This is a genomic window from Sphingomonas sp., assembly GCF_035910975.1.
Classification (GTDB): Bacteria; Pseudomonadota; Alphaproteobacteria; order Sphingomonadales; family Sphingomonadaceae; genus Sphingomonas.
Window position 1 is genome coordinate 62,325 of record NZ_JAMHWM010000029.1, and the last position, 20,616, is coordinate 82,940.

Sequence of the window (20,616 nt, forward strand, 5' to 3'; positions counted from 1 at the left end):
GAATCGGCGTCACGACGATCAGCCCTCTGTTGCGCTTTCGTTACGGGATGATGACATGGCCGGCGGAAGCACGACCGCAACGGTGGTGCCGACGCCGGGCTCGCTGGCGATCGTCAGGCGGCCGCGGTGCCGCTCGACAATATGCTTGACGATCGCCAGCCCTAGGCCGGTGCCGCCTATTGCCCGGCTGCGGCCGGGATCGACGCGATAGAAGCGCTCGGTCAGCCTTGGGAGGTGCTCCGACGGGATGCCGTCGCCCTGGTCGGCGACCGACAGGCGCACGCCGCCGTCCTCGTCGCGGGCGACGGCGATCGTCACCGGTGTTCCGGGCCGGCCATATTTCAGGGCGTTGCCAGCGATATTGTGGAGGAGCTGCGAGAGCTGGGCGCGGTCGCCATGCACCTCGGCGCTATCGGGCACCTCGAGCGTCAGTTCGCCGCCGCGCGCGCCATCGCTCGCCGACAATTCGACGCAGACCTCGCGCGCCAGGGCTACCAGATCGACCGCGTCCTCCGGAGCGCGGAATTTCTCGGCCTCGATCCGGCTCAGGCTCATCAGGTCGCCGACCAGCCGTTCCATCCGCCGGGCCTCGGTATCGATCACCGCCAGGAATCGGTCGCGGGTCACGGGATCGTCACCGGCGCCCTCGCGCAGGGTCTCCACGAAGCCCAGGATCGCGGCGAGAGGGGTGCGCAGCTCATGGCTGGCGTTCGCGACGAAATCGACCCGGATCCGATCGGCCGCGGCGCCGGCGCTATGATCGGACAGATGGATGACGCGCCGTTCCCCGGCGGCGGAGACGCGCAGGCTCCACGTCTGGTCGCGACCGCCGAGCCCGGCGAGTTCGACCGGATCGTCCGTGCCGTCGCCGGGCGCCACCAGCCGCGTGGCGGCGGCGGGATGGCGGATCGCCAGCCGCACGTCCTCCCCCACCACATGATCGCCGAGCAGGCGACGCGCCGCGATATTGGCCGCGAGCACCCGCGTGCCGCCGACCAGGATCAGCGGATCGCCCACCGCGTCGAGCAGCGTGTCGATCGCGGGACCGTCTCGTCTCGAGTGACCGTCTTCGGCGGAGGGTGCGGGAGCCGGAGCACTCGCCGCGAGCAGGACGGCCGCTGCGCCGATCACCGCCACGACAATCGCGGCCGCGGGATCGCTCGTGATGAGGCCGACGGTCAGCGCCGCACCGGCGACGAGCGCCAGAGCAGCTAGTATCGGGAGGGGGCGGACGCGTGGCATGCCGGGTCGAGGTAGCGTTACGGGACACCGCCGCCAAGACCAACGCTTGCGCGACCTTTACGATTGTGAAAGTCAGGATGGTGCAGAACGGCATGATGAGCGACGATTCCGATACCCCGCCCCAGGCCCCTGGCGCCGCGACCCGCCGCCGCGCGCTGATGCTCGGCGCGGTCAGCGCGTCGGCGATCGTATCCATACGCCCCGCGCTCGCGCAGGCGGCGGGCTCGGTGTCGAATTGCGAGATTCCCGTGCCCGATCCGGGTCGCGCCGGTAAGTTCATCGCGCCCGACGGCAGCCTGGTCGATCCCGGAACCCCTGGCGCTTTCCCGCCGGCCGGCGGGGCGTTCAAGGGCGAGGACGTCAAGAAGGCGCTGAACGGTGGCCGCCTGCCCGGCACCGACTATGAACGCAGCAAGGCGTACACCAACTATATCCGGCGGCTGCAGTCCGGGCAGAGCGGCTTCACCTGCTTCGCTTCGCTGCAGATGCCGCGGGGGTGACGCCGGACGCGCGTCGTCACGATCAACAGGGGCGGGGCGAGGTGCGGTATCTGGCCGCCGATCCGCGCACCATCCGCGTCGTTCCGCTCGACAGCCTGACGGCGATCTATCACCGCGCATCGGGGATCACCCACCTCGTCGCCTCGCCCGTGCCGGAGTTACTGGCGGCATTGGACGAACCGCGTACTGTCAGATCATTGCTGGATCATCTTGCCAGAGAATATGAGCTTGGCGACGCGGACCCGGTCGCGCTGGGCGAGCGCCTGACCGAGCTTGAGGCGGCCGGGCTGGTGCGGCGGGCGTGAGGCATGTCCATCATCTTCAGATCGGGCCGGCGTCGTTCCGGGTCGGCAGCGACTGGCGTCAACCGATCGCAGCACTCGCTGACCTGTACCGCGATTATCCCGCGCCCGTGGGCGGGGTGGCCGATTATAGCGTCCGGCTATTCGCCGCGCGACCATGGCGGCGCTGGTTGCGGCCGGCGATTACGCTGGGCGGCGATTTCGTGCTGCCCGACGCGGTGCCGATGCCGCTGGACTGGGGCGTGCTGGCCGCAGAGATGGCGATGAACCTGCAACTGGCGCTGGGCGAGCGGCGCTATCTGTTGCTCCATGCCTCCGCCGTCGAGCGCGACGGGCGGGCGCTGGTGATGACGGGGATTTCCGGTGCGGGGAAATCGACGCTGGCGGCGCTGCTTTCCGCGCGCGGGTGGCGGCTGATGGGTGACGAATTCGCGCTGCTCGACCCGGCGACCGGGCTGATCCATGCCTTTCCCCGCCTCGTCAGCCTGAAGAACGAAAGCGTAGCGGTGATGCGGGCGGCGCGGCCGGAGGCGCGGTTCGGGCCGCTGATGGCGGATACGCCCAAGGGCGACCTGCGTCATATGGTGCCCGATGCCGCCGCGATCGCGCGGATGGCCGACCCGGCGACGCCCGCGCTGGTCCTCTATCCCCGCTTCGGTTTCGATGCCGCCGACCGTCCGGTACCGCCGGGCGAGGGGTTCGTGCGGCTGACCCAGGCATCGACGAACTATACCGCGCTGGGCGAGGCCGGATTCGACGCACTGACGCGGCTGGTGACGACCGTGCCGGGCATCGCGATCGATTATCCTGATACCGACGGCGCGATCGCGCAGGTCGAGCGGCTGTGGGCGGCGTTGTGAAGGACGCGGCGCCACTCGTTACCGCATTGCGCGATCCGTCCTCGACCGCCGGGCTCGACGGCGCCGGATGGACCGCGCTGGTCGCGATGGCGCGGGCCGAACAGCTTGCCGGTACGCTGGCCGAGCGTGTCGCCGGCATCGCCAAGCCCGACGCGGCGGAACGGCTGCTGGCGGCGGCGCGTGCCTCGACCGATCACGGCCGTACCCAGGCGCTGTGGGAGGCGGAGATGGCGCGCCGCGCGCTCGCCCCGCTCGGGCTGCCGGTCGTGCTGCTGAAGGGCACAGCCTATGTCGCCGCGGGGCTGGCGGCGGGGCAGGGGCGGTCGATCGGCGACCTGGATATCCTGGTGCCGCACGATCGGATCGCGGAAGCGGAGGCCGCGCTGCTGGACGCGGGCTGGGAATGGGTGAAGCCCGACCCCTATGACGACGAATATTATCGCCGCTGGATGCATGAACTGCCGCCGCTGATCCACCGCGAGCGCGACCGGATGATCGACGTCCACCACACCATCCTGCCGCTGACCGCCCGGATCACGCCCGATGCGGGGGCGATGATCGCCGACAGCGTGGCGCTTGAGAATGGCCTGCGCGTGTTGTCGCGCGATGACATGATCTGCCATTCGGCGGCGCACCTGTTCGCTGACGGCGATCTGGCGGGGGGGCTGCGCAACCTGTGGGACATCCACTGCCTTTGCGCCGAGCTTTCGAGTTCTGATCCCGAGTTCTACCTACGTGTCTACGAGCGCGCATGGGAGCACGGCCTGTGGGACGCGGTGTGCCGCGCTATGCGACTTTCCAACCGGCTGTTCGCCACGGGGGCGGTGGGATATCGGATCCCAATCCGCGTTGATCTTTCACCGCGATTATCTGACCGCTTCTACCTCCGCCGACTGCTGGCCCGCGACGGATGGGGCAGGGCGACGCGGCCGGTGACGCGGCTGGGCTTCTACGTCCGCTCGCACTGGCTGCGGATGCCGCCGCTCATGTTGGCGCAGCACCTGTGGACGAAGTGGCGGAAAGGCGCGCCAGCGCCGGGATGAGATCGTCATAGGCGTCGATCACCGCGTCGGCGCCCAGATCGTCGACCGGGCCGAGCAGGAAGCCGAACGACACCGCGATCGCCGGGATGCCCGCCGCATGCGCGGCGCCGATATCATAGATCGAATCGCCGACGAACGCGGCCCGCCCGCCGCCGCAGCGCGCGATCATCTCGTGGATCGGCGCGGGCGACGGCTTGGCGTTGCCCTTGCCCAGCGTATCGCCGCCGATCACGCAGGCGAAGCGATCGATCAGGTTCAGGTCGGTCAGCAGCGTGCGCGCGAACGCCTCGAACTTGTTGGTCACAACCGCCAGCCGCACGCCCATGCCCGCCAGCGCGTCGAGCGCCGGCACCGCGCCGGGGAAGGGGTTGCTGTGCACCGAGAGGTTGCCGCCATAATGATCCAGCAGTGTGTGGTAGAGCGTGCGGAATCTCGCGTCGTCGCAGCCGCCGGTGATGTCGAGCGTCTGGCGCAGCATGTGTTTCGCGCCGCCGCCGATCATCGGTGTCACCTGTTCGGGCGTGAGCGGCGCGCGGCCCGCGATCGCCAGTGCGTGGTTGACCGCTGCGGTCAGATCGCCCGAGGTATCGACCAGAGTGCCGTCGAGGTCGAATCCGACGATTTCGAAGGGAAAGCCTGTCATGGCATCGACGCCTGCACGCCGCGCTATGGAAATGGCAAGGTGTTCGTGGCAGGGCACATCGGTGACCACGCCGCGCCCCCTCGCCGCGATCGTCCTGGCTGCGGGCCAGGGCACGCGGATGAAATCCGACCTGCACAAGGTGCTCCACCCGATCGCCGGGCGGCCGATGCTCGTCCATCTGCTGGCGAGCGTTGCCGAGTTGGCGCCCGCGCGGACGATCGTCGTCGTCGGTGCGCGCCGCGAACAGGTCGAAGCGACAGTCGTGCCGCTCGGCGCCGGGATCGTCGAGCAGCGCGAGCAGCTGGGCACTGGCCACGCGGTCGCGCAGGCCGAAGCTGCGCTGGGCGGTTTCGCGGGCGACGTGCTGATCCTGTATGGCGATGTGCCGCTGGTGCGCGCGGAAACGATGCGCGCGATGATCGAGCGGCTGCATGGCGCAGACCTGCCGGCGGCGGTGGTGCTGGGGTTCCGCCCGGCCGATCCCGGCGCTTACGGCCGTGTGATCGCGGACGCGGACGGGCGTATCGCGCGGATGGTCGAGTATAAGGACGCCTCGACGGAGGAACGTGCGGAGACGCTGTGCAATTCGGGCCTGATGGCGGTGCGCGGCGAGGATCTGTTCGCGCTGCTCGCCCGCGTGGGCAACGCCAATGCGGCCGGCGAATATTATCTGCCCGATATCGTCATGCTGGCCGGCGAGGACGGCCGGCATTCGGCGGTGATCGAAACCGCCGCCGCCGAGGTGACGGGCGTCAACAGCCGGGGCGAACAGGCCGCGCTGGAGGGACAGTGGCAAGCGGTTCGACGAGGCCGGGCAATGGCTGACGGCGCGACCCTGATCGCGCCCGATACCGTGTGGTTCGCGCATGATACGGTGATCGGCCGCGATGTGACGATCGAGCCCAACGTCGTCTTCGGTCCCGGCGTCAACGTGGCGGACGGCGCGACGATCCGCGCGTTCAGCCACCTGGAAGGCGCGACGGTCGGCGCCGGTGCCGAGGTCGGCCCCTATGCCCGGCTGCGGCCCGGCGCGGTGCTGGGGGAGAAATCCAAGGTCGGCAATTTCGTAGAAGTGAAGAACGCGGCGCTGGGCAGGGGCGCCAAGGCGAGCCACCTGAGCTATATCGGCGACGCGGATGTGGGGGCGGGCGCCAACATCGGCGCGGGCACCATCACCTGTAATTACGACGGGTTCCTCAAATATCGCACGACGATCGGCGAACGGGCATTCATCGGCTCCAACTCCGCGCTGGTCGCTCCGGTCGCGATCGGGGCGGGTGCGATTGTCGGCGCGGGATCGACGGTGACACGGGATGTGGCGGCCGACGCGCTGGCGCTGGTCCGCGCCGAACAGCGCGAGAAGCCCGGCTGGGCGGCGAAATTCCGGCAGATCATGTCGGCACGAAAGGCAGCGAAATGAGTGCGCGGTATGACGGCAAGCCGCTATTGAGGCTGGTCGATGGTTTCGTCCTGGACGCGATAGGTCGGCTGCAGGCGGACGAGGAGCAGGCGCTGGTCGCGCTCGAACCCGAGATGCGGCAGGTGACGGGGGCGGCCGGCGGTTGGCGGCAGATCGTCGCCGCGCAGATGCGCTTTCCCGATGGTCTGGCGGCGGCGATCCGCGAAATATGGGAAAAGGGCCGGGTCAAGTTCGTCGCGGCGCAAGGGCACGAGCCCGATCCTGTCCAGTTCACTCGGTCGTTCGTCGACAGCAAATTCCCGCATTGAGCGGGCAGGGGTAGCAAGACGCCATGTGTGGAATCGTTGGTATCCTCGGCACCGAACCGGTCGCCGATCGGTTGTTTGAAGGGCTGAGGCGGCTCGAATATCGCGGCTATGATTCGGCCGGCATCGCGACGCTGGTCGACGGCCGGATCGAGCGGCGGCGCGCGGAGGGCAAGCTTTCGAACCTCGGCACGCGGCTCGCCGCCGATCCGCTGCCCGGTACGATCGGCATCGCCCACACCCGCTGGGCGACGCACGGCGCGCCGACAGAAGACAATGCCCATCCGCACATCGTCGGTGACGTGACGATCGTCCACAACGGCATCATCGAGAATTTCAAGCCGCTGCGCGACGAACTGCTGGCCGAAGGGCGCGAGTTTCTGTCGCAAACCGATACGGAGGTGGTCGCGCATCTGGTCAGCCGCGAGGTAGAACGGGGCGCTTCCCCGCGTGATGCCGTGGCCGCCGTGCTGCCGCGCCTGCACGGCGCCTTTGCTCTTGCGGCGATGTTCGCGGGCAAGCCCGACCTGCTGATCGCCGCGCGGCTCGGCGCGCCGCTGACGGTGGGATATGGCGACGGCGAAAATTATCTCGGCTCCGACGCCCATGCGCTCGCGGGCCTGACCCAGCGGATCGCGTACCTCGACGAAGGCGACTGGGCCGTACTGACGCGCAGTTCGATCGAAATCTTCGATCGCGACAATAATCCGGTGAAGCGCGAGATCGTCGCGTCGGGCGTGTCGCCGGCCGCGATCGAGAAGGGCAACCACGCCCATTTCATGCTCAAGGAAATCTACGAACAGCCGGTCGTCGTCGCGCAGACCTTGCAAAGCTACATCCGTCCTGTCGAACAGATGGTGGCGATGCCGCAGATGGATTTCGACCTCGGCACGATCGAGCGGGTCGTCATCATCGCCTGCGGCACCGCCAGCTATGTCGGCATGATCGGCAAATACTGGATCGAGCGGTTTGCCCGCCTGCCGGTCGAGGTCGATGTCGCGTCGGAATATCGCTACCGCGATCCCGTGTTGCCGCCGAATACGCTGGGGGTTGTCGTCAGCCAGTCGGGCGAGACCGCCGATACGCTGGCCGCGCTGCGCCACATGAAGGCGAACGGCGTGACGACCGCGGGCATCATCAATGTGCCGACCAGCAGCATGGCCCGTGAAGTCGACCTGCTGCTGTCCACCCATGCGGGGCCGGAGATCGGGGTCGCATCAACCAAGGCTTTCACCTGCCAGCTCGCCGTGATGGCGGCGCTGAGCGTCAACCTCGCCCGCGCCAAGGGCAAGCTCTCGCGCGAGGAAGAGGCGGAGATCGTCGCCCACCTGACCGAGAGTCCCGCCGCGATCAACGCCGCGCTGGGCCATGACGACGATATTCGTGCGATGGCGGGAACGATCGCCGGCGCGCGCGATGTGCTGTACCTGGGGCGGGGTCCCGATTATCCGCTGGCGCTCGAGGGCGCGCTGAAGCTCAAGGAAATCAGCTACATCCATGCCGAAGGCTATGCTTCGGGCGAGATGAAGCACGGGCCGATCGCGCTGATCGACGATTCGGTTCCGTTGATTGTCCTCGCGCCGTCCGGGCCGCTGTTCGACAAGACCGTCAGCAACATGCAGGAGGCGCAGGCGCGCGGCGCGCAGGTGGTGCTGATCTCCGACGCGGCGGGGATCGCGCAGGCGGGCGAGAACACGATCGCGACGATCGAGATGCCGCAGGTCCACCCGCTGATCGCGCCGCTGGTCTATGCCGTGCCGGTCCAACTGCTCGCCTATCATGTCGCCGTCGCCAAGGGGACGGACGTCGACCAGCCGCGCAACTTGGCGAAGTCGGTGACCGTCGAGTAGGGATTCACGGACGGTACGCGACCCTCTATGTTCCGGGTCGAACTGCGAAAAAGGGGCGGGACATGCGACGGTCGATACTGGCTTTGACGGGAGCGGGGCTGCTCGCCGCATGCTCGAACGCGATCGTGCCGCAGGGCGCGGGGCCGGCGCCGGTTTCCAGCCGCCCGCCGGCCGGCCCGGCCGGCCCGCCCGTCACCGCCAATCCGCCGGCGCGCCAGCCGACCGCCTCCGTGCCGATCGCCCCGCTGCCCGGTAGTCCAGCGGCCGCTACCGTCACCTCCGCAGCGGCGGCTGGCGTGGTCGCGGGGCCTGGGATCTCGACGCTGCCAATCGCGCCGGCCGGTTACGCCGCCGCGCTCGGCGCATTCCGCACGTCGTGCCCTGGCCTGGTGCGGCGCAACGACGTGTCGGGCTTGACGCGCGGTGCGGACTGGCAGCGGGCGTGCGGCGCGGTTGGCGCGACGGCGGATCGCGATGCCGCCGCGTTCTTCGCGCGCCATTTCGAAGTCGTGCAGATCGCCGACGGCAAGGCCTTCGCGACCGGATATTATGAACCCGAGATCGCCGGATCGCGCGGTCGGGGCGGGGTATATCAGACTCCGGTCTACGCCCGGCCGAAGGATCTGGTCGAGGTCGACCTGAGCCTGTTCAACGACGAGTTGAAGGGCAAGCGTATCCGTGGGCGTGTCGACGGCGCGGCGTTCGTGCCCTATTTCGATCGCACCCAGATTGAGGAAGGCGCGCTGGCCGGTCGCGGGCTGGAACTCGCCTATGCGGCCGATCCGGTCGAGTTTTTCTTCCTGCAAATCCAGGGCTCGGGCCGGCTGAGGCTGCCCGACGGATCGGTGATGCGGATCGGCTACGACAACCAGAACGGCCGCGAATATACCGGCATCGGCAGCCTGATGCGCCAGCGCGGGCTGCTGACGCCAGGCCAGGCGTCGATGCAGGGCCTGATGGGGTGGATCCGCGCCAACCCGGCCGAGGGCAAGGCCTTGATGCGCGAGAACAAGAGCTTCGTGTTCTTCCGCGAACTGACCGGGCCGGGGCCGCTCGGCGCGATGGGCTATCCCGTCGTCGGCGGGGCGAGCGTCGCGGCCGATCCCCGCTTCATCCCGCTCGGGGCACCGGTGTTCCTGTCGATGGACCGCGCGGATGCCAACGGGTTGTGGATCGCGCAGGATACCGGCGGCGCGATAAAGGGCGCCAATCGGGTAGACACATTCTGGGGCGCGGGCGACGCGGCGCGGGCGACCGCGGGCGGCATGGCCGCGCGTGGCACCGCGTTCCTGCTGTTGCCGCGTGGCACGCTCGCGCGGCTGGGAGCGGCCGGTGGCGGATCGACGCCTCAGCCCTGATGAAGCGGCGCTGTGGCGGCGGGTGATGACATCCGTCCGCCCGTTGCCGGATCGTCAGCGATTCATGCTGAGTCCGCCGCTAACCGCGCCGATCGCATCCAGAACAACGGTGTCGACGGTCCGTTTGTCCGCGCCGCAACCAACCGCCAGTCCCCAGCGAAAGGCGCCTGTTCCGGGGGCCACGCTCGACGCGTCCTGGGATCGGAAGCTGGCGCGTGGGCTGGTTTCGCCGGATCGCACGGTCGATCTTCACGGCCATGGCCTAAACTCGGCATATTTGTTGCTGGATCAACAACTTGCTGATGCGATCGGGGCCGGCGACCGCCTGATCCTGCTGGTCACCGGCAAGCCGCCGCCGAGCGCGTCGCAGCGGCCGCACGCGCGTGGAGCGATCCGTGCCGCGGTAGGCGACTGGCTGGCGGCATCGCGTCATGGCGATCGTATCGCGGCGGTGCGCGGGGCGCATCCGCGCCACGGTGGAACGGGCGCGCTCTACATCATTCTTCGCCGCGCGCGGCAAGTTTCTTAACCTTCATCCGTCACAACCCGGCGATTGGAGTTGGCCCTTTCCGGCCCGCTCTCGGGGGAATGACGCGGACCACGATGGAAGGCTTCTCGCTCAAGAGCCGTGCGATCGCCTTTGCGATGTGCGCCGGTGCGATGGTCTTCATCCTCGCGCTGGTGGCGACGACGGGCGGACGCATCGATGCATCGTCGGCCGGCCGCGCGCTGATCCCCGCGATCATCTGTGCGGCGATGTGCTGGGCCTATGCCGAACGCAGTATCGCGACCACCGCAGGCGCGATCGACGCTGCCATCGCCCGGCTCGCGAAGGCGGCCAACGGCGATCTCGAAAGTCCGATTCCGCCCGAGGTAGGCGCCTGCGTACCGCCGCTCGCGGGCGCGATGGAGGGGCTGTTCCGCCAGCTCCATACGCATCTGGAGAACGTCCAGCGGCTGGCGATGTTCGATCCGGTCACCGGCCTGGCCAATCGCACCAACTTCCGTCGGTCCGCCGAACGCACGCTGTCGATCATGCCGACGGACCAGATGGCGGCGATGCTGTTCATCGATCTCGACCGCTTCAAGACCGTCAACGACACGATGGGCCATGCCACCGGCGATCAGTTGCTGGCGATGGTCGCCAACCGGCTGCGCGCGGTGGGCGAGCGATTCGCGCCGGCCGGGGGGGCGAATCCGCCAATGATCGGTCGGCTTGCCGGCGACGAGTTCACCATGTTCTTCCCCCGTCTCGAGCGGCCCGGCGATGCCGAGCGGATCGGCCGCGGCATCCTCTATGCGATCAGCGAGCCGTTCGGCCTCGCCGATCAGGAAATCGCGATCGGCGCGTCGGTCGGCATCGCGCTGCGGCCGGAACACGGCACGACCCTGACCGACCTGATGCGTTCAGCCGACGCCGCCATGTATCATGCCAAGGGGTCGGGTCGGGGCCGCGCCGAGCATTTCACCGATGCGCTGGCCGCGGAGATCGCCGAGCGCGCCCAGCTTGAGGCCGACCTGCGCGACGCGCTCGACCGCAGCGAGTTCGCCCTGGTCTTCCAGCCGCAGGTCGCGCTGAGCGACAGGCGGATCGTGGCGGCCGAGGCGCTGCTGCGGTGGCGTCACCCGTCGGGTGAATTGCGTCTGCCGGGCAGCTTCATCGCCCGTGCCGAGGAGACCGGCCTGATCGTCGAGATCGGCGAGTGGGTGATCGCCACGATTGCCGCGACCATCCAGCGCTGGGGCGCGATGGGCGTCGAGCAGCGGCTGGCGATCAATATCAGTCCGCGTCAGCTGGACCACGCGATGTTCTTTCGCCGACTGCGCGAGGCGATGGTGGCCGCCGGCGCTCCGGCGCGCCTGCTGGAGCTGGAGATAACCGAGACGCTGGCGATGCATTGTTCCGACGATGTGATCGATGCGATCGCGGCGCTGCGCACCGACGGCGCGACGATCGCGATCGACGATTTCGGCACCGGCTATTCGAACCTGTCGCGACTGCGCGACCTGCCGATCGACCGCGTCAAGCTTGACCGCAGCCTGATCGCGGGCGTGGCGGAGAGCCGCGAGGCGCGGACGATCGTCCAGGCGGTGGTCGGGCTGGTCCATGGTCTCGGCTTCGAAGCGGTGGCCGAGGGTATCGAAAGCGACGCACAGGCCGAGGTGCTGCGCGTGGTCGGCTGCGACGTGGTGCAGGGCTATGCGATCGCCGCGCCGATGGCGGAGGATGCGTTCCTTGCGTGGGCACGGGCAGACCGGCCGCGCCTGACGGCCTGACCCTACTGGCGGGCCAGTGCCCGATCCAGGAAAGTGCGGTACACCATCACGAGATCGCGAAGGTCGTCGATCGCCACCGCCTCATCGAGCTTGTGCATCGTCGCGTTGAGCAGCCCGAATTCGACCGTGGGGCAAATCCGCGACAGAAACCGCGCGTCGCTGGTGCCGCCGGTGGTCGATAGCTCGGGTTCGATGCCCAGCGTGTCGCGGATCGCACCCGCGACCAGATCGGACAGCGCGCCCGGCGCGGTCAGAAACGCCTCACCGGAGACGATGGCGCGAACTTCGGAGCCCGGCGCGTGGCGCAGAACGATCTCGCGGATTCGCTCCGCCAGCGCGTCGCCAATGTGCAGGTCGTTGAACCGGATGCTCAGCCTGGCGCGGGCGGATGCGGGGATGACGTTGGTCGCCACATTGCCGACCTCCAGATCGGTCACCTCGATGTTCGACGGCTGGAACCAGTCGGTCCCATCGTCGAGCACCAGCGCGTCGATTTCCGCCAGCGCGGCGACCAGGCGGGGAATCGGGTTGTCGGCCAGATGGGGATAGGCGACGTGCCCCTGCCGCCCGAACACTTCGATCCAGATGTTGACCGATCCGCGCCGGCCGATCTTGATCGTGTCGCCCAGTCGGTGGGCGGACGTCGGCTCGCCGACCAGGCACAGGTCCGGCCGTATGCCGCGGTCCAACATGCGATCGATCAGCGCGCGGGTGCCGAACGTCGCCGGCCCTTCCTCGTCACCGGTGATGATGAGGCTGATCGTGCCGGCGTCGTGCGCGTCCGGGCAGGCGGCGACGAAGGCGGCGACCGCGCCCTTCATGTCCACCGCGCCGCGCCCGTGGAGCAGCCCGCCGCGCTCCTCCGCGCCGAACGGGTCGCTCGCCCAGCCCAGCCCCGGGGGGACGACATCGACATGGCCGGCGAAGGCGATGTGCGGTCCGTCGCCCGGACGGATGGCGAGCAGATTCTCGACCGGACCGTCGGGCGCCTCCCCCGCGACGAAGCGGTCTACCGCGAAGCCCAGCGGCACCAGTGCCTCCTCGAGCACGTCGAACACGCGCCCGCGCGCCGGCGTCACGCTTTCGCAGTCGATCAGCGCCTTCGCCAGCGCTACAACATCTGGGCCTTCGGACATGGGAGGGGCCATTGCCCAAGCTCGACCTCGACGCAATCCCGCAGACCAACGCCACCGGCTATCCGCCCGAACATGCCGGTGTCGTGCAGGGACGCTGGTACCGCCGCCTCGCGCCGGCCGGCGGCCTCGCGGACTTCGGCGTCAGCCATGTGACGCTCGAACCCGGCGCATGGTCGTCGCAGCGCCACTGGCATGAGGGAGAGGACGAATTCGTCGTGATGCTGTCGGGCGAAGCGGTGCTGGTCGACGACGGCGGCGAGACGGTGATGCGCGCGGGCGATTGCGCGACGTTCCCGAAGAATGACGGCAACGGCCATGTGCTTCAGAACCGAGGGGACGCGCCGTGCATGTTCGTCGCGGTCGGACGGCCGAGCGATACCGACTGCCACTATCCCGACATCGACATGCACCTGTTCGCCGGGCAGGGATTCCGGCGAAAGGACGGGAGCGGGTTCTGAAGCTCGCCCCACACATCTCGGTGCTCCGGCGAAGGCCGGAGCGTTGGCAATCGTCAGGCTGCCATATCAGACGCTCCGGCCTTTGCCGGAGCGCGAAGCGGACGCTGCTGGCGCCTACTCAGCCGCCTGCTCGAACTGCTCGATCACCCACTCCTCCTCGTTGGCGGCGGCGATCCAGTCCTGCAGGAACGGGTGCTGCAGCACGGCCATCATATAGGCGGGGGCGAAGCGGGCGACGGGCAGGTTGTAGGTGACGATCCGCGTGACCACCGGCGCGAACATGATGTCGGCCGCGCCGAATTCGCCGAACAGGAAATCGCCCTCGCCGCCGAAGCGCGCGCGCGCCTGCGCCCACAGTTCCATGATGCGGTTGAGGTCGGCGATCACGTCGTCGTCGGGCGCCTTGGGCGGATAGACCTGGCGGATGTTCATGCTGTGCTTGCGGCGCAGCGCGGCGAAGCCCGAGTGCATTTCCGCCGCCATCGATCGAGCCATCGCGCGGGCGACGGGATCGGCGGGCCAGAATTTGTCGCCGCCCGACGCCTCGTTCAGATATTCGACGATCGCGAGCGAATCCCACACCACGCAGTCGCCGTCCCACAGGATCGGCACCTTGCCGGACGAAGGCGCGAATTCGTCGCCCTCGCGCCGTTTCTCCCAATCCTGGTCGTAGAGCGGAACCACCATTTCCTCGAACGGCAGGCCCGATTGCTTGCACGCGAGCCAGCCGCGCAGTGACCACGACGAATAGGCCTTGTTGCCGATGATGAGCTTGAGCATCCGGCCGGGATAGCGGCGGCGGCGCGGCTGGGCAACGTCGCGTCAGCGGGCAGGCGGGCGTTGCTGGGCATCCCACAGGTCGTCGGTGGTGGGGCGTTCGGCCGGGGCGGCGCCCGTCCACGCGGTCGTGCGGTAGTCGTCGATGATCGTGCGGACGTCGTATCCGGCGATCAGCCCGCCGACGATCCCCGCATAGACGATGCCCAGCCCGATAAGCGCAGCCCTCCAGCGCCGGCGCGGGCGCGGGATCAACGGTCGGCGGGCGTGGCCGGGCACAGCGCCGCAAATCTGGGGTTGCCGGCGAGCGTTCGGTAGATTTCATCGCGGCTTTGTCTGTCGGCGGATACGCGGCCACGCAGCCATTCGAGCATCGCCAGCACATCGCGGGTCAATGCCGGCGGGAGCGGCGGGCTGCCGGATTTCAGGGGGCGCGAACGATCGAGGCTGCGCAGCGCCGCCGCGTCCACTGTGCCAGGCGGCGCGAGCCGCATGACTTCGGCCAGCGCGCTGCCGGTTTCGGCGCTGTCGGGGCCCAGCGCGGCCAGGCGGATGCGGAACGCGTCGCAATAGGCAGAACGCATGTTTTCGAGGTTGGCTATCGGATCGACCGCGCGCAGCACGTCGGCCCAGGATTGCAGCGCAAGCGCCACTTCCGGATGGGCCGGTCCGAACGCGCCGCGATATTCGCCTACCGCGCGTTTCAGGAAAGGCACTGCCGCGGCGCGCAGGGCGGCAGGCCCTTCCGTTTGCCCTTCGGTATCGACAAGCACGCCGAACGATTCATCGATGTCTGCGCGCAACAGGGCGGCGGCGGCGTCCGCGCCCTTCACCGCTGAGCGCAACTGCTCGAGTTCGGCGATGCCCCGATCGAGGTCGCCTGCCCGGACATGTTCGATGGGACCCGCCACCAGCGCTTCCATCCTGCCTTCGGACAGGCGATCTGGGTCATAGCCTGGCGTCGTCTGCGGAGCGCAGGCTGCCGCGGCAGACACGGCAAGGGTAAGGGCGACGACAAGCATGCGGAGCATGGTGCGCAGCCTATGCCCACCGCCCGACCTTGGCTAGCCGATCGCCTCGATCACCGCGGCGCGCAGGTCGGGCAGGCCCAGGCCCTTTTCACTCGACGTGGCGATGATGTCCGGGTGGGCGGCGGGGCGCTTGCGAACTTCCTCGGCGGTCTTCGCGGTGACGTCGGTCAGCGCGGTCGCCTTGATCTTGTCCGCCTTGGTCAGCACCACGCGGTAGCTGACCGCAGCGGCGTCGAGCATGTCCATGATCTCGCGATCGACCGGCTTGATGCCGTGGCGGCTGTCGATCAGCACCATCGCGCGCTTCAGCGCGGTACGCCCGCGCAAATAGTCGTTGACCAGGAACCGCCAGCGCTTGACCAGATCCTTCGGCGCCTCGGCAAAGCCGTAGCCGGGCATGTCGACCAGCCGGAATTTCAGCGGTTCGCCCACGTCGAAGAAGTTCAGTTCCTGCGTGCGCCCCGGCGTGTTCGACGTGCGGGCGAGGGCGCCCCGGTTGGTAAGCGCGTTGATGAGCGACGACTTGCCGACGTTCGATCGGCCCGCGAACGCCACTTCCGCCACGTCCATCGGCGGCAGGTGCTGCAACGCGGGGGCCGATTTCAGGAACGCGATCGGACCCGCGAAGGTCTTGCGCGCGGCCTCGACCATTTCGGGATCGAACGCGGGTTCGCCATCCTCGCTCATTTGGGTGGCGGCGTCTTCAGCGCCGGATGCCGCGAATACAGCCACTGCTGCTGCGCGATCGTCAGCAGGTTCGACGTGATCCAGTACACCTGCAGGCCCACGGCGAACGGCGCCATAACGAACATCAGCACCCACGGCATGAACGCGAACACCTGCTTCTGGATTTCGTCCATCGGCTGCGGGTTGAGGCGGAACTGCGCCCACATCGAAACGCCCAGCAGGATCGGGATCACGCCGATCGCGATGAATGCGGGGGGGGTGAAGGGCAGCAGGCCGAACAGGTTGATCGGCGTCATCGGATCGGGTGCCGACAGATCCTTGATCCACAGCACGAACGGCTGGTGCCGCATCTCGATCGTCAGCATCAGCACCTTGTACAGCGCGTAGAAGATCGGGATCTGCAGCAGCGTGGGAAGGCAGCCGGCCAGCGGATTGACCTTCTCCGTCTTGTACAGCGCCATCATCTCCTGCTGGAGCTTGGGCTTGTCGTCCTTGTAGCGTTCCTGCAGCACCTTCAGCTTGGGCTGGATCGCGCGCATCTGGGCGAAGGACGCGAACTGCTTTTGCGCGATCGGGAACATCAGCAGGCGGACGGTGAAGGTCAGCAGGATGATCGCCAGGCCGAAGTTGCCGACCATGCGAAACAGCCAGTCGAGATACTTGAAGATCGGCTTCTCGATCGCCTCGAACCAGCCCCAGTCGATCGCCTTGCCGAAATGCGTGATGCCGTAGCGGTCCTCGTAATTGTCGAGCAGGTTCACTTCCTTCGCGCCAGCAAAGAAGCGCGCGGTGGTGGTGATTGCGCTGCCTGGCGCCAACGGCTTGGCGGTGACGGTGTAGTCGGCCTGGTAGCTCTGGTTCGTCCCAGAACGGAACTGCGCGGTCACGTCGGCGCCCTGATCGGGGATCGTCGCGGTCAGCCAGTATTTATCGGTGAAGCCGTACCAGCCGCCCTTCGAGGTGAAGGTCGCCGGCGCCTTGTCGATATCCTTGAAGTTGACGTCATAGTCGGCGACGCCGTTGTGGGCGGACATGGGCCCCGTATGCATCGTCCAGGCATCCGGGTCCTTTGACACGCCGGTGCGATTGACGAAGCTGTAGGGCGCGACCGAGACCGGCGCGCCACCGCCGTTGGCGGCCGTCTGGCGGACGGTGAACATGTAATTTTCGTCGACCGACAGCTCGATCGCGAAGCGCTGGCCGGTCGTGTTGGCGGCGGTCAGCGTGACCGGACTGCTCGGCGCCAGCACCTCGCCCGACGCCTGCCAGACGGCATCGGCGGCGGGCGGGGCGAAACCGTCCACCCCGCGCCAGCCGAACCCGGCGAAATAAGCGTCGGTGGTGCCGGCCGGCGACAGCAGGCGGATCGGCGGCGAATCCTGGGCGATCGTCTCGGCGTAGCGGGTCAGGATCAGGTCGTCGATCCGCGCGCCTTTCAGGTTGATCGAGCCTTTCAGCGTCGGCGTTTCGATGCGCACGCGCGGGCTTTCCGCCAGCACGACGGCGCGGTCGCGGATCGCGGCGGGCGAATCGGCGGTCGGATCGGCCTTCGGATTGGGCAGGGGCTGGGTCTTGCCGCCCTCGATCTTCGTCACCGGCGGGTTCGCGGTGGGGAAGAAGGTATTGGCGAGATACGGCCAGCCGAACAGGATCAGCGCCGCGATCACCGCGAACAGGACGAAGTTCTTGTTGTCGCTGGTCAAAGTCTATCCCCGAACCTTATTCTAGGGCACCGGATCATGGCCGTGGCCACCCCAGGGATGGCAGCGCGCGATGCGCCTGGCCGCCAGCCAGCCCCCTTTTGCCGCGCCATAGCGGCTTACCGCCTCGATTGCATAGGCCGAACACGACGGGCTGAACCGGCATGATGCCGGCAGCACCAGCGACGGCCCCAATTGCCACCCGCGGGCGACGAGGATCATCAGGCGGGCAATCACCGCGCGACCCGCCCCAACGCCTTCACCAGGTCCGCCTGCAAATGCGCCCAGTCGCGCTCGATCCCGCTCGCGCGGCCGATCAGCACGTGATCGGCGCCGGCGATGCCGTGTTCGGGCAGGATCGCCCGGGCGAGCTCGCGGAAGCGGCGCTTCATGCGGTTGCGCACCACGGCGCGCACATCGACCTTCTTCGACACGGTGATGCCGATCCGCATCGCCGGATCGCCGTCTTCGCGGGCAAGCACCAACAGCAGAAAGCCGGGCATCGCTGCCCGGCGTCCTGCATTCGCCTTCAGGTAATCGGCGCGGCGCGTGATGCGCCCCGGCCGCGTGCCGGTCAGGCCGACAGCTTCTTGCGGCCGCGCGCGCGGCGGGCGCGAATCACGTTGCGGCCGCCCACCGTCGCCATGCGCGAGCGAAAGCCGTGACGGCGTGCGCGCACCAGGTTGCTCGGCTGAAAGGTCCGCTTCATCGTTCATTCCCGTGTATTCAAAAGTGAAAAGGCCGTCGCACCTGAAGCCAGGCAGACGGCCACGTCGGCGGTTCCCATAGGCGAAGCCCCGCCGTCCGTCAACGCGGGGCTGCACGATCGCGCCGCCGCCGTGCCGAGGGGCGGCGCAGGGCGCGATCGGCCAGATGCCCGGTTTTCGGAAACCGCCGCTTGCCGCGCGCGAACTGGCGGCGCGCCCATGACGAATTGCGCAGCACCAGCGCCATCCCCCCGGCAAAGGTGAAGATGCCGCTCGGTCCCGGCAGCAGCGCGACGAGGGGGGTCACGATGATCAGCAGCGCGCCGATCGCCAGAAAGCCGGTGCGCAGAGCGGGATGACGGCCGTTCATCGACGCGATGTGGGACGGCCGTACTGTCTGCGCAAGACACTTCCCCTCCGCACTCAATCGGCTATGCAGGAACAAACGGGGAAAGGGGAGGCGCGTTTGGTCGCGATCGTATCGACCGTCGCCTATCTGGGGCTGGAGGCGCGCGGCGTCGAGGTGCAGTGCACCCTGGTGGCCGGGCTGCCCGCCTTCGTCGTCGTCGGCCTGCCGGACAAGGCGGTGGCGGAAAGCCGCGAGCGGGTGCGCGGCGCGATCGCCGCGATGGGCCTGTCGCTGCCGCCCAAGCGCATCACCATCAACCTGTCGCCGGCCGACCTGCCCAAGGAAGGATCGCATTTCGACCTGCCGATCGCTCTGGCGCTGCTGGCGGCTATGGGCGTGGTCGATGCGGAAACGCTGGCGGATTATGTCGTGGTCGGCGAACTCGGCCTGGACGGGCGCGTGCAGCCCTCGGCCGGCGTGCTGCTTGCGGCGCTCCATGCGTCGGCGGAGGGGAAGGGGCTGGTCTGCCCCGTCGCGCAAGGCCCGGAGGCCGCCTGGGCCGGGTCGGTAGAGGTGCTGGCGGCGCCGGACCTGATTTCGCTGCTCAACCATTTCAAGGGCCAGCAACTGCTGGCCTCTCCGCAGCCAGGCGAGGCCGACGAGCCCGGTTACGGCCCCGACCTGCGCCAGGTGAAGGGGCAGGAGACGGCGAAGCGCGCGCTGGAGATCGCGGCGGCCGGGGGCCACAACCTGCTGATGGTCGGCCCGCCGGGAGCCGGCAAGTCGCTGATGGCGGCGTGCCTGCCGGGCATATTGCCGCCGCTCGACGCCGCCGAGGCGCTCGAGGTGTCGATGGTCCAGTCGGTCGCCGGGACGCTGGCCGGCGGCCGACTGACCCGGACGCGGCCGTTCCGCAGCCCGCACCATTCGGCGTCGATGGCGGCGCTGACCGGCGGCGGGCTGCGGGTGAAGCCGGGCGAGGTCAGCCTGGCGCATCTCGGCGTGCTGTTCCTCGACGAACTGCCCGAGTTTCAGCGCGCGGTACTCGATTCGCTGCGCCAGCCGCTGGAAACCGGGCAGGTCGATGTCGCCCGCGCCAACGCGCACGTCAGCTTTCCGGCCAATGTCCAGCTCATCGCTGCGATGAACCCGTGCCGCTGCGGGCATCTCGGCGATCCGGCGCTGGCCTGTTCGCGTGCGCCGAAATGCGCGGCGGACTATCAGGCGAAGGTTTCGGGTCCGCTGCTCGACCGCATCGACCTGCATGTCGAGGTCGCGGCGGTCAGCGCGGCCGATCTGGTCCTGCCGCCGCCGGCGGAAGGGTCGGCCGAGGTCGCGGCCCGGGTCGCGGCGGCGCGGGGCGTGCAGGCGGCACGCTACGCCGGTACCGACGCAAGGACCAATGCAGAAGCCGATGGCGCGGTCCTGGAGGCGCATGCCACCCCCGACGACGCCGGCCGCACCTTGCTCGCCCAGGCCGCGGAGGCGATGCGCCTGTCTGCGCGCGGCTACACCCGCATCCTGCGGGTCAGCCGGTCGATCGCGGATCTAGCCGGCTCCGAGCAGATCACACGGATTCATGTGGCGGAAGCGCTGAGCTATCGACGGCGGCCACCAACGAACTGATGGCCGCTTTCGCCCCATTTGTGGACGAACACGTTCTTATCTATTGGATCTCAGAGCAGACATGAGGCTGGTCCATATGAGATACATACGTGTCGCCAGTGTCATGGCTTTGGCCGTAATTTCTACAGGGCTTCCCGGATGCGCCAAGGGGAAGCATCCGTTCCGAATGGTCCAATTCTGTCTCAATGGCGCAAATGAAATTCCTGCGTTCGTAAAATTTATGCGCGCGATAGCGGACAAGCATGGAATGCAGTTTTACGATCGAAGCAGTGACACACACGCCGAGTTACAGTCTCTCAGCCGCGATAATGAAAACGTGCCAGTAAATCAGCGCGCTGTGAATAT

The 20,616-nt window shown here is 68.3% G+C and carries 24 protein-coding genes; 12 read left to right on the forward strand and 12 right to left on the reverse strand.

Annotated elements, in window-relative coordinates:
- Window positions 1–18 precede the first annotated feature (18 nt).
- Entirely contained in the window at window positions 19–1,242 is a 1,224-nt protein-coding gene (locus VYI76_RS06630; RefSeq protein ID WP_326523990.1) for a sensor histidine kinase, read from the reverse strand.
- A gap of 92 nt (window positions 1,243–1,334) precedes the next feature.
- Between VYI76_RS06630 and VYI76_RS06635 the strand changes: the two genes are divergently transcribed.
- From VYI76_RS06635 to VYI76_RS06650, 4 genes are read left to right on the forward strand one after another with little or no spacing between them, the layout of a single operon-like run.
- Window positions 1,335–1,742, forward strand: a complete 408-nt coding sequence (locus tag VYI76_RS06635; protein ID WP_443018936.1) for a hypothetical protein — start codon at window positions 1,335–1,337, stop codon at window positions 1,740–1,742.
- Window positions 1,739–2,047, forward strand: a complete 309-nt coding sequence (locus tag VYI76_RS06640) for an HPr-rel-A system PqqD family peptide chaperone (RefSeq protein WP_326523991.1) — start codon at window positions 1,739–1,741, stop codon at window positions 2,045–2,047. The genes VYI76_RS06635 and VYI76_RS06640 overlap by 4 nt, the downstream gene beginning before the upstream one ends.
- Complete coding sequence (locus VYI76_RS06645) at window positions 2,044–2,904, forward strand: HprK-related kinase A (protein WP_326523992.1); 861 nt, start codon at window positions 2,044–2,046, stop codon at window positions 2,902–2,904. Before VYI76_RS06640 ends, VYI76_RS06645 begins: the two co-directional genes overlap by 4 nt.
- Entirely contained in the window at window positions 2,901–3,947 is a 1,047-nt protein-coding gene (locus VYI76_RS06650; RefSeq protein WP_326523993.1) for a nucleotidyltransferase domain-containing protein, read from the forward strand. Before VYI76_RS06645 ends, VYI76_RS06650 begins: the two co-directional genes overlap by 4 nt.
- On the opposite strand, the gene VYI76_RS06655 is transcribed toward VYI76_RS06650, so the two are convergent.
- Entirely contained in the window at window positions 3,889–4,590 is a 702-nt protein-coding gene (locus tag VYI76_RS06655) for an HAD-IA family hydrolase (RefSeq protein WP_326523994.1), read from the reverse strand. The genes VYI76_RS06650 and VYI76_RS06655 overlap by 59 nt on opposite strands.
- Before the next feature lie 31 nt (window positions 4,591–4,621).
- On the opposite strand from VYI76_RS06655, the gene glmU reads away from it, so the two are divergent.
- From glmU to VYI76_RS06685, 6 genes are all read left to right on the forward strand, one after another.
- The gene (gene glmU / locus VYI76_RS06660) at window positions 4,622–6,010 is read left to right on the forward strand and encodes a bifunctional UDP-N-acetylglucosamine diphosphorylase/glucosamine-1-phosphate N-acetyltransferase GlmU (protein ID WP_326525048.1); all 1,389 of its coding nucleotides are present in this window, start codon (window positions 4,622–4,624) and stop codon (window positions 6,008–6,010) included.
- A complete protein-coding gene (locus VYI76_RS06665; RefSeq protein WP_326523995.1) occupies window positions 6,007–6,318 on the forward strand; it encodes a hypothetical protein in 312 nt (103 codons plus the stop codon). Before glmU ends, VYI76_RS06665 begins: the two co-directional genes overlap by 4 nt.
- A gap of 23 nt (window positions 6,319–6,341) precedes the next feature.
- Entirely contained in the window at window positions 6,342–8,165 is a 1,824-nt protein-coding gene (glmS, locus tag VYI76_RS06670) for a glutamine--fructose-6-phosphate transaminase (isomerizing) (protein WP_326523996.1), read from the forward strand.
- A 62-nt stretch (window positions 8,166–8,227) separates the two neighbouring features.
- A complete protein-coding gene (gene mltA, locus VYI76_RS06675) occupies window positions 8,228–9,523 on the forward strand; it encodes a murein transglycosylase A (protein ID WP_326523997.1) in 1,296 nt (431 codons plus the stop codon).
- Window positions 9,498–10,052: a Smr/MutS family protein gene (locus VYI76_RS06680; RefSeq protein WP_326523998.1), complete on the forward strand. Its 555-nt coding sequence runs from the start codon at window positions 9,498–9,500 to the stop codon at window positions 10,050–10,052. Before mltA ends, VYI76_RS06680 begins: the two co-directional genes overlap by 26 nt.
- Window positions 10,053–10,126: 74 nt before the next feature.
- The gene (locus VYI76_RS06685) at window positions 10,127–11,800 is read left to right on the forward strand and encodes a putative bifunctional diguanylate cyclase/phosphodiesterase (RefSeq protein WP_326525049.1); all 1,674 of its coding nucleotides are present in this window, start codon (window positions 10,127–10,129) and stop codon (window positions 11,798–11,800) included.
- A 2-nt stretch (window positions 11,801–11,802) separates the two neighbouring features.
- Here the strand turns inward: VYI76_RS06685 and dapE are convergent, their stop codons facing one another.
- Window positions 11,803–12,936: a succinyl-diaminopimelate desuccinylase gene (dapE, locus tag VYI76_RS06690; protein ID WP_326523999.1), complete on the reverse strand. Its 1,134-nt coding sequence runs from the start codon at window positions 12,934–12,936 to the stop codon at window positions 11,803–11,805.
- 11 nt (window positions 12,937–12,947) lie between these two features.
- On the opposite strand from dapE, the gene VYI76_RS06695 reads away from it, so the two are divergent.
- Window positions 12,948–13,394, forward strand: a complete 447-nt coding sequence (locus VYI76_RS06695) for a cupin domain-containing protein (protein ID WP_326524000.1) — start codon at window positions 12,948–12,950, stop codon at window positions 13,392–13,394.
- Between the two features lie 114 nt (window positions 13,395–13,508).
- Here VYI76_RS06695 and VYI76_RS06700 read toward each other — a convergent pair whose 3' ends face one another.
- The 9 genes from VYI76_RS06700 to VYI76_RS06740 all read right to left on the reverse strand — a co-directional run bounded on the left by VYI76_RS06700 (window position 13,509) and on the right by VYI76_RS06740 (window position 18,666).
- Window positions 13,509–14,174 (reverse strand): glutathione S-transferase family protein, encoded by a 666-nt coding sequence (locus VYI76_RS06700; protein WP_326524001.1) that lies wholly within the window; start codon window positions 14,172–14,174, stop codon window positions 13,509–13,511.
- A 42-nt stretch (window positions 14,175–14,216) separates the two neighbouring features.
- Complete coding sequence (locus VYI76_RS06705; protein ID WP_326524002.1) at window positions 14,217–14,426, reverse strand: hypothetical protein; 210 nt, start codon at window positions 14,424–14,426, stop codon at window positions 14,217–14,219.
- Entirely contained in the window at window positions 14,423–15,202 is a 780-nt protein-coding gene (locus VYI76_RS06710) for a hypothetical protein (protein ID WP_326524003.1), read from the reverse strand. The genes VYI76_RS06705 and VYI76_RS06710 overlap by 4 nt, the downstream gene beginning before the upstream one ends.
- Window positions 15,203–15,235: 33 nt before the next feature.
- Window positions 15,236–15,889, reverse strand: a complete 654-nt coding sequence (gene yihA / locus VYI76_RS06715; protein ID WP_326524004.1) for a ribosome biogenesis GTP-binding protein YihA/YsxC — start codon at window positions 15,887–15,889, stop codon at window positions 15,236–15,238.
- A complete protein-coding gene (yidC, locus tag VYI76_RS06720) occupies window positions 15,886–17,592 on the reverse strand; it encodes a membrane protein insertase YidC (protein WP_326524005.1) in 1,707 nt (568 codons plus the stop codon). The genes yihA and yidC overlap by 4 nt, the downstream gene beginning before the upstream one ends.
- A gap of 21 nt (window positions 17,593–17,613) precedes the next feature.
- A complete protein-coding gene (yidD, locus tag VYI76_RS06725; RefSeq protein WP_326524006.1) occupies window positions 17,614–17,826 on the reverse strand; it encodes a membrane protein insertion efficiency factor YidD in 213 nt (70 codons plus the stop codon).
- A complete protein-coding gene (rnpA, locus tag VYI76_RS06730; RefSeq protein WP_443018914.1) occupies window positions 17,823–18,092 on the reverse strand; it encodes a ribonuclease P protein component in 270 nt (89 codons plus the stop codon). Before rnpA ends, yidD begins: the two co-directional genes overlap by 4 nt.
- Window positions 18,093–18,163: 71 nt before the next feature.
- Window positions 18,164–18,298, reverse strand: a complete 135-nt coding sequence (rpmH, locus tag VYI76_RS06735; RefSeq protein ID WP_029724273.1) for a 50S ribosomal protein L34 — start codon at window positions 18,296–18,298, stop codon at window positions 18,164–18,166.
- Window positions 18,299–18,396: 98 nt separating this feature from the next.
- The gene (locus tag VYI76_RS06740; RefSeq protein WP_326524007.1) at window positions 18,397–18,666 is read right to left on the reverse strand and encodes a hypothetical protein; all 270 of its coding nucleotides are present in this window, start codon (window positions 18,664–18,666) and stop codon (window positions 18,397–18,399) included.
- A 96-nt stretch (window positions 18,667–18,762) separates the two neighbouring features.
- Between VYI76_RS06740 and VYI76_RS06745 the strand changes: the two genes are divergently transcribed.
- Complete coding sequence (locus VYI76_RS06745; RefSeq protein WP_326524008.1) at window positions 18,763–20,271, forward strand: YifB family Mg chelatase-like AAA ATPase; 1,509 nt, start codon at window positions 18,763–18,765, stop codon at window positions 20,269–20,271.
- Window positions 20,272–20,616: the final 345 nt, after the last annotated feature.

Coding starts and splice junctions, on each gene's coding strand:
- mltA (WP_326523997.1), top strand. CDS start 8,228: ATGCGACGGTCGATACTGGCTTTGACGGGAGCGGGGCTGCTCGCCGCA.
- VYI76_RS06630 (WP_326523990.1), bottom strand. CDS start 1,242: ATGCCACGCGTCCGCCCCCTCCCGATACTAGCTGCTCTGGCGCTCGTC.
- VYI76_RS06710 (WP_326524003.1), bottom strand. CDS start 15,202: ATGCTCCGCATGCTTGTCGTCGCCCTTACCCTTGCCGTGTCTGCCGCG.
- VYI76_RS06655 (WP_326523994.1), bottom strand. CDS start 4,590: ATGACAGGCTTTCCCTTCGAAATCGTCGGATTCGACCTCGACGGCACT.
- dapE (WP_326523999.1), bottom strand. CDS start 12,936: ATGTCCGAAGGCCCAGATGTTGTAGCGCTGGCGAAGGCGCTGATCGAC.
- VYI76_RS06685 (WP_326525049.1), top strand. CDS start 10,127: ATGGAAGGCTTCTCGCTCAAGAGCCGTGCGATCGCCTTTGCGATGTGC.
- rpmH (WP_029724273.1), bottom strand. CDS start 18,298: ATGAAGCGGACCTTTCAGCCGAGCAACCTGGTGCGCGCACGCCGTCAC.
- VYI76_RS06665 (WP_326523995.1), top strand. CDS start 6,007: ATGAGTGCGCGGTATGACGGCAAGCCGCTATTGAGGCTGGTCGATGGT.
- glmU (WP_326525048.1), top strand. CDS start 4,622: ATGGCAAGGTGTTCGTGGCAGGGCACATCGGTGACCACGCCGCGCCCC.
- VYI76_RS06700 (WP_326524001.1), bottom strand. CDS start 14,174: ATGCTCAAGCTCATCATCGGCAACAAGGCCTATTCGTCGTGGTCACTG.
- glmS (WP_326523996.1), top strand. CDS start 6,342: ATGTGTGGAATCGTTGGTATCCTCGGCACCGAACCGGTCGCCGATCGG.
- VYI76_RS06635 (WP_443018936.1), top strand. CDS start 1,335: ATGATGAGCGACGATTCCGATACCCCGCCCCAGGCCCCTGGCGCCGCG.
- rnpA (WP_443018914.1), bottom strand. CDS start 18,092: ATGCCCGGCTTTCTGCTGTTGGTGCTTGCCCGCGAAGACGGCGATCCG.
- yihA (WP_326524004.1), bottom strand. CDS start 15,889: ATGAGCGAGGATGGCGAACCCGCGTTCGATCCCGAAATGGTCGAGGCC.
- VYI76_RS06740 (WP_326524007.1), bottom strand. CDS start 18,666: ATGAACGGCCGTCATCCCGCTCTGCGCACCGGCTTTCTGGCGATCGGC.